This window comes from Hyphomonas sp. J20-32 (assembly GCF_055808555.1).
The window spans coordinates 1,818,074-1,830,445 of sequence record NZ_CM147873.1 but is presented as its reverse complement, the minus strand read 5'-3'; the positions used below and the strand labels follow the sequence as shown (position 1 = coordinate 1,830,445).

15 protein-coding genes are annotated in these 12,372 nt (G+C 61.4%); 7 read left to right on the top strand and 8 right to left on the bottom strand.

Going from position 1 to position 12,372, the window contains the following annotated elements; all coding sequences use genetic code 11:
- Positions 1-5: 5 nt before the first annotated feature.
- The gene (locus AC0L7I_RS09095) at positions 6-599 is read right to left on the bottom strand and encodes an HD domain-containing protein (protein WP_473396121.1); all 594 of its coding nucleotides are present in this window, start codon (positions 597-599) and stop codon (positions 6-8) included.
- Positions 596-1,936: a dihydroorotase gene (locus AC0L7I_RS09090; protein ID WP_473396120.1), complete on the bottom strand. Its 1,341-nt coding sequence runs from the start codon at positions 1,934-1,936 to the stop codon at positions 596-598. Before AC0L7I_RS09090 ends, AC0L7I_RS09095 begins: the two co-directional genes overlap by 4 nt.
- 112 nt (positions 1,937-2,048) lie before the next feature.
- Here AC0L7I_RS09090 and AC0L7I_RS09085 point away from each other — a divergent pair, with 112 nt between their 5' ends.
- The 5 genes from AC0L7I_RS09085 to AC0L7I_RS09065 all read left to right on the top strand — a co-directional run bounded on the left by AC0L7I_RS09085 (position 2,049) and on the right by AC0L7I_RS09065 (position 5,539).
- The gene (locus AC0L7I_RS09085) at positions 2,049-2,609 is read left to right on the top strand and encodes a biotin transporter BioY (protein ID WP_473396119.1); all 561 of its coding nucleotides are present in this window, start codon (positions 2,049-2,051) and stop codon (positions 2,607-2,609) included.
- A 9-nt stretch (positions 2,610-2,618) separates the two neighbouring features.
- Positions 2,619-3,425 carry a CAF17-like 4Fe-4S cluster assembly/insertion protein YgfZ gene (gene ygfZ, locus AC0L7I_RS09080; RefSeq protein WP_473396118.1) on the top strand — a complete coding sequence of 269 codons (807 nt, stop codon included), beginning with the start codon at positions 2,619-2,621 and terminating at the stop codon, positions 3,423-3,425.
- Positions 3,418-3,996 (top strand): DNA-3-methyladenine glycosylase I, encoded by a 579-nt coding sequence (locus tag AC0L7I_RS09075; protein ID WP_473396117.1) that lies wholly within the window; start codon positions 3,418-3,420, stop codon positions 3,994-3,996. The genes ygfZ and AC0L7I_RS09075 overlap by 8 nt, the downstream gene beginning before the upstream one ends.
- 2 nt (positions 3,997-3,998) lie before the next feature.
- Complete coding sequence (locus tag AC0L7I_RS09070; RefSeq protein WP_473396116.1) at positions 3,999-4,307, top strand: hypothetical protein; 309 nt, start codon at positions 3,999-4,001, stop codon at positions 4,305-4,307.
- Positions 4,308-4,417: 110 nt separating this feature from the next.
- Positions 4,418-5,539 carry a beta-ketoacyl-ACP synthase III gene (locus AC0L7I_RS09065; protein ID WP_473396115.1) on the top strand — a complete coding sequence of 374 codons (1,122 nt, stop codon included), beginning with the start codon at positions 4,418-4,420 and terminating at the stop codon, positions 5,537-5,539.
- Positions 5,540-5,548: 9 nt separating this feature from the next.
- Here AC0L7I_RS09065 and AC0L7I_RS09060 read toward each other — a convergent pair whose 3' ends face one another.
- Positions 5,549-5,698 (bottom strand): hypothetical protein, encoded by a 150-nt coding sequence (locus AC0L7I_RS09060; RefSeq protein WP_473396114.1) that lies wholly within the window; start codon positions 5,696-5,698, stop codon positions 5,549-5,551.
- 175 nt (positions 5,699-5,873) lie between these two features.
- Between AC0L7I_RS09060 and AC0L7I_RS09055 the strand changes: the two genes are divergently transcribed.
- Both AC0L7I_RS09055 and AC0L7I_RS09050 read left to right on the top strand, forming a co-directional pair.
- Positions 5,874-6,500, top strand: coding sequence for a YfbR-like 5'-deoxynucleotidase (locus tag AC0L7I_RS09055; RefSeq protein ID WP_473396113.1), 627 nt, complete (start codon positions 5,874-5,876; stop codon positions 6,498-6,500).
- Positions 6,497-7,441 carry an NUDIX hydrolase gene (locus tag AC0L7I_RS09050; RefSeq protein WP_473396112.1) on the top strand — a complete coding sequence of 315 codons (945 nt, stop codon included), beginning with the start codon at positions 6,497-6,499 and terminating at the stop codon, positions 7,439-7,441. Before AC0L7I_RS09055 ends, AC0L7I_RS09050 begins: the two co-directional genes overlap by 4 nt.
- Here the strand turns inward: AC0L7I_RS09050 and AC0L7I_RS09045 are convergent, their stop codons facing one another.
- The 5 genes from AC0L7I_RS09045 to AC0L7I_RS09025 form a co-directional block, all read right to left on the bottom strand.
- On the bottom strand, positions 7,442-8,833 hold the full coding sequence (locus AC0L7I_RS09045; RefSeq protein WP_473396111.1) for a M16 family metallopeptidase: 1,392 nt from the start codon (positions 8,831-8,833) through the stop codon (positions 7,442-7,444).
- A 1-nt stretch (position 8,834) separates the two neighbouring features.
- Complete coding sequence (locus AC0L7I_RS09040; RefSeq protein ID WP_473396110.1) at positions 8,835-10,190, bottom strand: M16 family metallopeptidase; 1,356 nt, start codon at positions 10,188-10,190, stop codon at positions 8,835-8,837.
- Positions 10,191-10,235: 45 nt separating this feature from the next.
- On the bottom strand, positions 10,236-10,730 hold the full coding sequence (locus tag AC0L7I_RS09035) for a DUF3035 domain-containing protein (RefSeq protein ID WP_473396109.1): 495 nt from the start codon (positions 10,728-10,730) through the stop codon (positions 10,236-10,238).
- A 46-nt stretch (positions 10,731-10,776) separates the two neighbouring features.
- Entirely contained in the window at positions 10,777-11,292 is a 516-nt protein-coding gene (lspA, locus tag AC0L7I_RS09030) for a signal peptidase II (RefSeq protein ID WP_473396108.1), read from the bottom strand.
- Between the two features lie 134 nt (positions 11,293-11,426).
- Positions 11,427-12,269 carry a class I SAM-dependent methyltransferase gene (locus tag AC0L7I_RS09025; RefSeq protein WP_473396107.1) on the bottom strand — a complete coding sequence of 281 codons (843 nt, stop codon included), beginning with the start codon at positions 12,267-12,269 and terminating at the stop codon, positions 11,427-11,429.
- Between the last annotated feature and the right edge of the window lie 103 nt (positions 12,270-12,372).

Sequence of the window (12,372 nt, the reverse complement as noted above, 5' to 3'; positions counted from 1 at the left end):
GTCGCTTAGGCCCCAGATTCAAGACCGGAAATGGCCCGGGCCAGATTCGCACGGGCCTGTTGGTCCCATTCCGCATGAGCTAGATCGGTCAGGTAGAGTCTCTCACGCCCAAGGAAGTCCTTCAGGATGGCCTTCCTGGCGATCCGGAACCTTTCATCGGGAACGAAATCATATTCGGCGCGGATGTCATGCTGCTTTTGCGCAAAGTCAGATTCCGACGCCGCGAAGGAGGAGAGGTCCAGATCGAGGAACAGGGAAAGGTCGTCCGCATCCGGGCCGGTCAGCCCTTCCGGCACCCTGTGCCCCGCCGTCGCACGGATAATCTGCGCGGCAAAGGCGATGTCTTCCGGCGGCAAGTTACCGGCAGCTTCCTTCCCCAGCAGACGCGCGCTCTGCTCCTCATTGTCGGATGCGCGCGGATCGTAGATCGCGTCATGCCAGTAGAGCGCCCAGAGGACCGGTTCCGGCCGATGGAAATGCGATTCCCAGCGGCGGAAATTCGCCAGCAAGGACTCGATATGCGCCCAGGTGTGATAGTGCCGCTGCGGTTCGCCGTAACGCGCCTTCAAGGCGTCCAGCAAACCGGGCGGCACATTCAAGCCTGCGGCTCCAGCGTCTCGTTGAAGCGCACAGGCTTGCCTCCGCCCTTGGCGACGATCTCGCCGTCGCGCATCACGAATCCGCCGCGCACGATGGTGGCCACCGGCCAGCCGGTTGCTTCGAAGCCGTCAAACGGTGTCCAGCCGCATTTCGATTTCGACCACTCGGCGGTGATGGTCTCCTTGCGCTTCAGGTCCACGACCGTGAAGTCGGCATGATAGCCCTCTGCGATGCGGCCCTTGTCGGCGAGGCCGAACACGCGCTGCGGCCCGGCGCTGGTCAGTTCGACGAAACGCTGCAGCGACAGTTTCCCATTGTTCACATGCGTCAGCATGACCGGCACCATGGTCTGCACGCCCGGCATGCCGCTCGGGCTCGCCGGATACGGCCGCGCCTTTTCCTCGATTGAGTGCGGCGCGTGGTCTGATCCCATCACATCCACGACCCCGGCATTCAGCGCGCGCCACAGCGCATCGACATGACGCTGCTCGCGGATCGGCGGGTTCATCTGGGCATAACCCTTGAGGCGCTGGTAGGCCTCCGGCGCCACCAGTGTCAGGTGCTGCGGAAGGCATTCGACGCTGGCCACGTCCTTGGCGTCGCGCAGCATGTCCAGCTCTTCTGCCGTCGTGATGTGCAGAACGTGAATGCGTTTGCCGACCTTGCGCGCCAGTCTCAGCAGGCGCCGGGTCGACATCACTGCCGTTTCCACGTCACGCACCACCGGGTGGCTCGTCCAGTCGCCCGTCACTGCCAGTTCGCGCCGCTCGGCGAGACGGTACTCGTCCTCGGAATGGAACGCAGCGCGCCGCTTGATTGCCTGCAGCACAGCCTCGACACCCTCGTCGTCATGCACCAGCAGGTCGCCCGTCGAGGCGCCCATGAACACTTTCACGCCGCAACAGCCCTGCGTGCGCTCCATCTCGGCCAGCAGGCCGACATTGTCATGCGTCGCCCCGGCATAAAAGGCGTGGTCAATATCCATCCGGCCCTTCGCGCGCGCCAGCTTGTCAGCCAGCATTTCGGGGCTGGTGGTCGATGGGTTCGTGTTCGGCATCTCGAACACCGCCACCACACCGCCCAGCGCCGCTGACCGCGCACCGCTCTCAAGGTCTTCCTTCCATTCGAGTCCCGGTTCGCGGAAATGGACTTGGCTGTCGATCACGCCCGGCAGGATGTGCAGCCCGCCTGCATCATAAGTCTCGCCGGCACTCGCTCCGGACAGGTCGCCAATTTCGGCGATCCGCTCGGCCCGCACACCAATATCAACGCGGGCTTCGCCGCCGGGGGTGACGACAGTGCCGCCACGCAGGATCAGGTCAAATGTCTTGGTCATGGCCTCTATATGCTACCGCTTGCGTGGCCTGTCATCCCATGACGCTGCCGCAGGCTTGACCCGCTCCCTGCTGCGCCGCACAAACGCCGCTGAATCACCGACAGGACCTCCCATGAAATTCGCCCACACCCATCCCCTCACCCACCCTGCGCTGCGCCCCCTGGCCATTGGCTGTCTCGGCGTCGCAGCACTGACCGCATCGTCCTATATCTCCGTGCCGATGTACCCTGTCCCGGTGACGTTGCAGACCATGACCGTCCTCTTGATGGGGGCCCTGTTCGGCCCGCGCATGGGCGCAGCCATCGTCCTGTCCTGGCTGGCCCTGTCGATGACCGGCGCGCCTGTGCTGGCGGGCGGCAAGTCCGGCCTTATGGCCTTTGCCGGCCCGACCGCCGGCTACCTCGCTGCCTTCCCGCTGGCCGCCTTCCTCGCCGGCCACCTACCCAAGGGCGACCGCCTCGCCGCCCACGGGGTGCGCCTTGCGGGCTTCCTCGGCCTTCACGCCCTCATCCTGACGCTTGGCTGGGCCTGGCTGTCAGGCTTTGTCGGCGCTGAAACCGCCTTTGCAACAGGCGTTGTGCCTTTCCTGATCGGATCGCTTCTGAAAAGCGGCCTTGCCGCCGGAATCTATGCAGCATGGAAAGGCACTGACAAACAGGGCCGCGCCCACTAGATTGACGCCATGTCAAAGCGCGCCCTGCCCAACCGGTCCATCATTCGTCTGTCCGGCCCGGACATGCTGACCCTGCTGGACCGCACGGTCACTCATTCGGTCGACAACTGGAACACCGGAGAGATGCGCTACGGCGCCTTGCTGACACCGCAGGGCAAGATCATTGCCGAATATCTCGCAATGCTCTCGCTCGAAAATATCTATCTCGACGTCCACGCTGACGCCGCCGGCGATCTGGAAAAACGCCTGCGCATGTTCCGCCTGCGCTCAGATGTGCAGATCGACCGCATCACTGACGACGTGGTCACCGAAGGCAGCTGGGTCGACGTGCGCTCCGCTCAGCTTCCCCACCGCGCCATCTCGCCGCGCGGCGAGATCGGCATCGATATGCCCGAAGCCGAATGGCACGCGGCGCGCATCGCGGCCGGCGTACCCGAATGGGGCGCCGACTACCGCGCCGCTGAAGTTTTCCCGACCGACGTGAACATGGATGTCATGGGCGGCATCGACTACAAGAAAGGCTGTTTCGTGGGTCAGGAGGTCGCCAGCCGCATGAAGCGCAAGGGCAAGATCCGCAAACGCACATTGCCCGTGCATGGCACTGGGCTGGAAGCGGGTGTGGATATTCTCGCCGAAGCGCCGATTGGACATGTTACCAGCGTGGCGGGCGACAGCGGCCTCGCCCTCATTCGCACTGACCGGCTTGTTGCAGCCGAAACCGCAGGCATCGCCCTCACCTGCAACGGCCAGCCTGTCACGGTTAGCAAGCCAGCCTGGCTCGAACCCGAACTACTAGCGGTAGTGGCTGATGACTGAAGCTCCCTACTGCGCCTGGGCCCCGCTCAATGACACGATCTATCGCGGTTACCATGATTCCGAATGGGGCGTGCCCGAGCGCGACTCCCGCGCCTTGTGGGAAAAGTTGCAGCTCGACGGCATGCAGGCCGGGCTCTCGTGGATCACCATATTGCGCAAGCGCGAGTCCATCCGCGAGGAGTTCGACGGTTTCGAGCCTGAGCGCCTCGTACGCTGGACACAGGCGCGTATCGACAAGGCCCTGCAAAACCCTGGCATCATTCGCAGCCCGAAAAAAATCGAAGCCACGATCGGCAATGCCCGCGCCTATCTCGACATGGCAGAAGCAGGTGAAGACTTTTCCGAATATTGTTGGGACTGGGTCGGTGGCAAACCCATCGTCAATCGCTGGAAACACTTCCGTCAGGCACCGACCTTCACGGACTGGTCCACAGCGATGTCGAAAGACCTCAAGAAGCGCGGCTTCAAGTTTGTCGGGCCGACAATTGTCTATGCGTGGGCGCAGGCAGTCGGCATGGTCAATGACCATGATGTAACTTGCCCGCGTCACAAAGCTGTACAGGAATGCTGAAGATGAAACATCTCGTCATTACAATCCTCGCCAGCCTGCCACTGCTATCGGCCTGCACGGCGACGTCAGGTCCGGAATACCGCAACCAGGTCGCCTGGAATCGCTGCGCCAATTCACCCGGCCCCGAAGCCCGTGCCTCCTGCATTAAAACCCAGGTCGCACTACTGGAAGCCGCTGACCGTGCCGAAGCTGAGAGCGTCAAAGCCAAGCAGGAAGCCGCCGAGGACCGTCAGGCCAGGATAGAAGCTCACGGCGTTCCTGCCGACAAGGCGAAGCAAACGACAGATTCCGGCCTGGACTGGCCCAGGTGATCACTTGCACCTCGTCTCTCGACCCGATGGGCAACGCGGTTTACACCTACCTCATTGAATAGACTATCGTAAAAAGGTGCGGACCCCACCGCACTCATCCCGAGGGCAAGATGAAAACTGCAGTTATATCGGCGACCGGTCTCTGGACGCCATCGCAATCGATTTCGAACGAAGAGCTTGTTGAGAGCTACAATGCCTGGGCGGACAACTGGAATATCGCCTACGCTGCCGAGATCGGCGCGGGAACCGTCGATCCGAAAACCCATTCCTCGGTCGAGTTCATCGAGAAGGCTTCCGGCATCAAGTCCCGCTATGTCATCGACAAGGAAGGTGTGCTCGACCCCGGCACGATGGCACCGCGCATCGACGAACGCCCGAACGACCAGATTTCCGTCATGGCGGAAATGGCGGTGCATGCTGCCCGCCAGGCGCTCGAACGCGCCGGTCGCAAGCCGGAAGACGTCGACGCAGTAATCTGCGCCGCCTCAAACATGCAGCGCGCCTATCCGGCGATGGCCGTCGAAGTTCAGGCCGCACTCGGTTGCGGCGGCTTCGCCTTCGACATGAATGTCGCGTGTTCCTCGGCCACATTCGGAATCCAGACTGCGGCGGATTTCATTCGCAGCGGCAGCGCCAAATCGGTCCTGATGGTCAATCCGGAAATTTGTTCCGGCCACCTGAACTTCACCGATCGCGACAGCCATTTCATCTTCGGTGATGTCGCCACCGCCGTTCTTGTCGAAGAAGAAAGCGTTGCGCCCGCAGGGCACTGGAAAATCCTCGGCACGAAGCTCAAGACCGAATTCTCGAACAATATCCGCAACAATTTCGGCTTTCTCAATCGCGCAGCACCGGAAGGCGTCGGCGCACCGGACAAACTGTTCGTCCAGGAGGGTCGCAAAGTGTTCCGCGAAGTCGTCCCGATGGTTGCCGATATGATCGGCGAACATCTCGGCGAACTTGGCCTGAACGGTTCAAACCTGCGTCGCATGTGGCTGCACCAGGCAAATGCCAACATGAATTGTCTGATTTCGTCGAAGGTCCTGGGGCATGAGGCGAGCGATGACGAAAGCCCGACCGTGCTCGACACGTATGCCAACACGTCGTCTGCGGGTTCGATCATCGCGTTCCACAAGCACTCGAGCGATTTCAAACCCGGCGACAAGGGACTGATCTGTTCGTTCGGTGCGGGCTATTCGGCTGGAACGGTATTCGTCGAGAAAACCGCCTGAGGCGCCAAACTAGTCTTCGAGGTCTTCAGCAAACATGTCGCCCCAAAGGGCAATCCGGCTGGCTCGGATGGCTTCGACCACGACTATGATACAGCCGCCAAGCAACACGCAGAATGGCAGCGTCTGGCCGGAAATGAACTGTGTCATGGAGTCGATCATGTTTGTTCCTTGCTGGGCCACACTTCGTGCGCGGCCTTTGGCGTGTGATATGCAATGGTTATGCCGCAAAGGACTTAACATGGCATTGGCCAATCGAGGCGGAAATGGGGTGACTTCGTAACCGGATCGCCTCGGTTTCTTTACCCTTGCTACCAATAGCTTAAAGATGGCCCGAATGAGCACCCAACCGAAGCGTTCTGTTAAACCTCCTCGTGTCTGGCAGCGCATGCTGTCAGGGCGCCGGCTCGATCTTGCACACCCTTCTCCCGTGGATGTCGAGATCGAGGACATTGCCCACGGCCTTGCGCGTGTGGCCCGCTGGAATGGCCAGACAAGGGGCGGCCACGCCTTCTCGGTGGCCGAACACTCGGTGATCGTCGAGCAGCTCTGCCGCACATTGGAGCCGGGTCTCAATCCACGCGACTGCCTGACAGCGCTCCTTCATGACAGTCCGGAATATGTCATCGGCGACATGATCTCACCGTTCAAGGCGCTGCTGGGCGAAAGCTACAAGTCGATCGAGTCGCGCCTGCAGGAAGCGATTCATATCCGGTTCGAGCTGGCGACCGTCACGTCGGTCAGGCTGAAGAAACTGATCAAGAAAGCCGATCACATCTCGGCCTGGTTCGAAGCAGTGCAACTGGCCGGTTTCTCCGAGGAAGAATCGAACAAGCTGTTTGGCAAGCCGCCCGAAGGCATTCGCCTCAAGCTGAAACCACTCTCGGTGCCCGAAGCACAGGAAGCTTTCCTTGCGCGCTATGGACAACTGCACAATGATTTCGAAATGAGCAAACGGCGATGACCTATTCTGTACTGATTGGCCTGTCTGCCGTGATGGTGGCCATCGAGGATGACGCGCCACTCGTCCTGGTCAGCCAGCGCGAAACGGGAGAAGACGCCCTGCCCTTCGGTCCGTTCGATCCGGAACGCCACCGCACGTTCGACCTGTCGCTGCGCGGCTGGGTGCGCGAGCAAACCGGCTTCGAACTCGGTTATGTTGAGCAGCTTTACACGTTCGGCGACAAGGACCGCGATACCCCCGAGGCCACCCTTGCCGACACCCCGACAGCCGCCCGCGTCATCTCGGTCGGTTATCTCGCCCTGATGCCCGAAGCGGCGCCAACCGACGCCCGGTTCGAGGCCCGCTGGCAAGGCTGGTACCGCTACTTCCCGTGGGAAGACCATCGCCACGGTCGCCCTAAAATGATCGACACCGAACTCGCCCCCCACCTCTACACTTGGGCGGCCGGCAACACACAGCGCCTTGATCGCGCCCGCATCGCCTTCGGTCTCGACGGTGCCCGCTGGGTCGAAGAGCGCGTGCTTGAACGCTACGAGCTTCTTTATGAGGCTGGTCTGGTTGCCGAATGCGCGCGCGATGCCGGCCTGCCTGAGCCCGCGGTCTGCCTCGGCGCCGCCATGGCCTCAGACCATCGCCGCATCCTGGCCACCGCCCTGTCACGCCTGCGCGGCAAGATCAAATACCGGCCCGTCGTGTTCGAACTGTTGCCCGCGTGCTTCACGCTCTCAGCCCTTCAGCGCACCGTTGAAGGCATACTCGGCCTTTCGCTGCACACGCAGAACTTCCGGCGCGCACTTGAAAAGACCGGCCTTGTCAAAGGCACCGGGCGGCTCGAGACCGGCACCGGCGGGCGTCCTGCCGAACTCTACGAATTCTGCCGGGACTATGTGCGCGGCATCGCAGCCCCGGGCCTTGCGACGCCGCGCAAGTCACAGGACTGACTATTCGAGGCCTTCCGGCTCACCAACGATGACAAAAGTGAACTTGTCGGGCGACAGGTATTCTTTCGCCACCCGGTTCACATCGTCCAGGGTGACCGCGTTGATCTTTGCGTTGCGCGTGTCGAAATAATCGATGCCCAGTTCTTCCTGGCGCACCCCCATCATCTGGTCGGCAATCTTCGCATTGGAGTCAAACCCCAGCGCATAGGAACCGGTCAGATAGGCCTTGGCATCGTCCAGCTCTTCCAGCGTTACGCCATCGGCGACGAACTGGTTCAGCTCCGCATGGATCCCGTCCATGAACTCGCCCGCGCTTTCGTTCTTGGTCTGCCCGCCGCCGCTCCATGTATTGAGATGGTCTGAGTTCGACAGGCCGGTATAGATGCCATAGGTGAGGCCTTTTTCGACACGCAGCGTTTTCATCAGGCGACTTTCGAAACCGCCGCCACCGACCGTGTAGTTGAGGACATAGGCGGTGAAAAAATCCGGATCGGTGCGCTTGAGGCCCGGCGCGGAAAACGAGACCAGACTCTGCGGCTGCGGCAGGTCGACCAAGATGGGTTCGGACGGCGCCGCGGGCAATGCGATATCCGCCACGGCGTCGATCTCGCTCGAACCCGGCAGTCTTTCAACAGCCTTGTCTATCATGGGCGCCAGCTCTTCGGGTGTCACAGCGCCAACGGCCGTTACCAGCAACCGGTCCTTGACCATCAACTTGCGCATATGCTCCCGCGCGAGCTCCGGTGTCAGGGCGGATATGCTTTCAGTGCTTGTCTGCCTTGCGTAAGGGTGCTCGGGAAAAAGCGCATCGGCCATGGCCGCACGCGCCAGCCAGTTCGCGCTCGTTTCGCGTTGCTTGATACCGATCAGGTTCTCGCGCTGGAATCGTTCGAACGGGCCTTCATCGAACCGCGGCGCGGCGAAAGCCGTTGCGATCAGGTCCATGGCGTCGGTCGCATTCTCGGTCAGCATGGAACCCGAACAGCTCGTCCAGTCACTGCCTGTCGAACAGCCGAAACTCATGTTCAGCTCTTCCATCCGCGTCTGGAATGCCAGCGAGTCGAGATCGCCCGCGCCTTCATTCATGTTGTAGACGACTGAATCTGAAAGGCCCTCGAGACCTTCAGGATCCGAGGTCTCGCCGCCACGCCAAGCCATCTCCAGAGAGAGAATCGGGATCGACGGTTCGGACACGAGCCAGACCGAGACGCCGCCCGGCGTCACGAATTGCTGGATTTCCGCGAAGTCTCCCTTGTGAACGTCGACCACCATGCCTGGTTCGGTCACGGTTGAGACGAGCGTTTCAGGTGTGGGTGCAGGCAGGGGCTCGGAGACGCAGGCCGTCAGGGCAACCGCCGTCACCGCGCCCAGGATCAGCTTCAGGTATGTCATCTCAAATGCCTCCTTCGGCTGGTACGAGTTCGGCTTCGATATAGTGCCGGTCTTCGGCGAACACTCTGCGCACGGCGGCAAGGGCCTCGTCCGTCGTGATCGAACGAAGCTCGTCAGGATAGTTCAGGATATCGTCCACCGTGCCTCCAAGGGACAGCGTCGACCCGAACGTATTGGCCATCGCGGACTGGCTGTCGCGACCATAGATCGCCTGGGCCGCCAAAGCATTGCGCGCGCGCTCCACCTCGGCGTCGGTGAACCCTTCGGCGAGAACTTCACGTACCTTTGCCATCACCGCCGTGTCGAGTTCATCAAGCGACACGCCGTCGACAGGGCTCGCACTGATGATCGCCGGGCCTTCATCGTGTAGCGTGGTCCATGCATATGTGTTCACGTCGATGGCAATCCGCTCGTCTTCAACCAGCGCCTGGTAGAGACGGCTGGTCATGCCACCACCCAGCACGGCCAGACCGACGTCCAGGGCGTAGGATTCCCGCCTTTGACGCGACTGCGACAGGCCTGAATAATATCGGCTCCAACTGGGCTGGCGAACCTTCGGGTCTGCATGCACGATCAGCGAGTTCTCGGTGAGCAAGGGCACCGGAGCCCATTTGCGTGTCCCATCCACAGTGCCCGTCGGGTCGATCTGGCCATAGGTCGCTTCGGCGAGCATACGAACCTCATCTGTCGTCACGTCGCCAGCCACCACGAGGATCGCGTTCTCAGGCGAATAATATTTCTCGTAGAACGCCATGCCGTCTTCCGGTGTCAGGGCAGCGACCTCGTCCATCACGCCAATCACGGTGATCTCGTAGGGGTGCCCCTTCCACAGCGTCGACAGCACCTGCTCCTGCAGGATCGCGCCGGGATTGTTCTCGATGCGCTGGCGGCGTTCTTCCTTGACGACGTCGCGCTCGGAAATGAACGGGCCTTCGGGATCGTCATTGATCTTGAGATTGACCATCCGCTCGGCCTCGAGCTCCATCATCCTGCCCAGTTGCGGCTTGGCCACCCGCTCGAAATAGGCTGTGTAGTCCCAGCTCGTGAAGGCGTTCAGCTGCCCGCCATTGCGTTGGACGATCGTGGTGAATTCCTCGGGGCCGAGATTCTCGGTCTCCTTGAACATCACATGCTCGAACAAGTGGGCCAGGCCCGACTTGCCTTCGGCCTCGTCCACGGCACCGACCTTGTACCAAACCATATGCGTGACGACCGGCGCCCGATGATCAGGTACCACGACAACTTCCATGCCATTGTCGAGCGTAAAGGTCTCCGGTGCCCACGCGGCCTCGTCAGCCAACGCAGCCGGGCACAATAGAGAAACCGCGAGCAGCCCCCCGGTAATTATCCGTTTCATGGGCAGGCTTCCTCTATTCGTGTCTAGCATCCGGTATTGGTGTGATCAGGTACCCGGCAGCTTCAGGCGGGTCGACCCGCTGGCCTTCTCGATGACGACATCGCCGCCACCCGTGGCATTGTCGGCCCGCGCTGCTTCAATATCTTCCGGGTTTTCCTTGCGCCAGAAGAGCAGCTTGTCGACCACACCGGACGACTTGCGGATCGTCTTGGTCTCTTCATAGTCGACCTGCGAGCGCACCATCGGGTTGACGGCATTCGCGCCTGCGGCAGCGACCAGGGCACGCTCGGACTTGCTGGCGTCCTTGCCAACTGTCGTACCAAAGGCGGTTGCCACTTCGGTGCGGGCAGGATCGACTTCAGCGGGCAGCGAGCCGCCAGCCGGTGGTGGACGCAGTGCATATTCCGGCGGAATGATCAGCGGCGCCTTCGTCACAACGCGAAACTCGTCCGGCGTCCGCGCGCCGCCACTGCCGGAACTGCAGGCGCTCGTCACTGCCATGGCAGCCCCAGCTGCAATCAAAAGAACAGGTTTCATCATGATAGGGCGTCCTCGCCTCGGGTTGGCATCGGTTTCAATAGTCATATCAGGCCTTAGCCTGCTTTCGGCCCGACAGTAAGAACTGATCGACAAACAGCAAGACCGCTCCGACACTAATTGCAGCATCGGCGACATTGAAGACCCACGGGAAAAACAGGGCGTTGGCGTCTATAAAGTCGACCACGGCGCCGAAACGCACCCGGTCGATCAGGTTTCCGAAGGCGCCGCCAACAACCAGGGCGAGCGACAGTTTGAGCAACCGACCTTCGGCGCGCAGCAGCCAGACCAGGAATCCCAGCGCAATTACCAGCATCACAGCCGCAAGTACCCAGCGCATGATACCTTCCGACTGAAGGAAGCCATAGCTCATGCCCCGGTTCCACAGCATGCTCAGGTCAAGCGGACCGGGCACAATCATCCGACCACAAGGCACGCTACCATCGAGGCAAGGCAGAGCATTGAAGCGCGGCTCTGACAGGATCATCCACTTCGTCACCTGATCGGCCAGGACAACGACGGGCACGAGGGCCAGCGCCCAGATATTTGCCGGATTGAACTTCATGCCGTGCAGATTGCAGACCCCGCCCCGCCGATCAAGCGATTCTGTACAGGTTGGGGTCGCAAGTCCGCACCTGGCTGCCCTCCAGGAATCAATGAGTACGCGGCGCCCCTTGCAGGAAGGAACGCCACTACAGGTTATTCAGGGTTGGTCAGCTTCAGAATGAACCGGTCAGTCTGGCCTCGCACGGCCGGGTCGAACACATTTTTAGTGTGATCGTCAGTCGCGCTGGCCAGGATATTGCGGTTCTCTTCAACTACAAATCCTGCGGCCTCGGCCGACGCCACCGCCAGCGCCGGATCAATCCGGTGCAGTTCGTTGTTGTCAGCCCCGGGTACACCGGCATGATCGATCACGCCCAGCACTCCGCCTGGCTTCAACGTCGCCCGAATTGCGGACAGGAAACCAACCGCTGCGTCGGGCCCGTACGAATTGTAGACGTCGTGAAAGTTCAGGCCTGTCAGCGCAACGTCGACGCTACCCGCCGGGATGGTGAGCGCTGTCAGTTCTTCGTCCTTGCGCACGACATTTGGCAACCGGTCGCCGTCCAACCGTGCCGTCAGCTCCTTGTCATAAGCACGGTCCCGCAGGGCGAGCGCCGCTTCGCTGTTCTGGGCATAGACCGTACCATCCGGCCCTATTGCGACCGAGAGCACTTCGGTGTACCAGCCGCCTGACGCGATGAAGTCCGCCGCCGTATCGCCAGGCCTGAGTCCGAGATAAGCCAGCACTTCGGCCGGCTTGCGGCCTGAATCGCGCGCCTTGTCTTCGTCTGAACGGCTTGCCGCAGTCGCGAGTGCCTCGGACAATGCAGCCGCTGGCTCGACCGCCATATCCGCTTCAGGAGCCACCTCCGGCGCGGCGACTTCGACGGGCGCAACGGGAGCCTCCACGAAAGTGGCTTCCGGCGCGTCGGTTACAGGTGTCGCGCAGGCACCGAGCATCGTCGTGCCCAACAATGCAATAGCGAGATATTTCATGATCTGTCCCTCCCGATCATTGTTATGATTGAGGGGAAGCCTAAACAGGTCGCTCAGACCCGGCAACGATTGCCGGGGCTGACTCTACTCAACAATCCGTGAG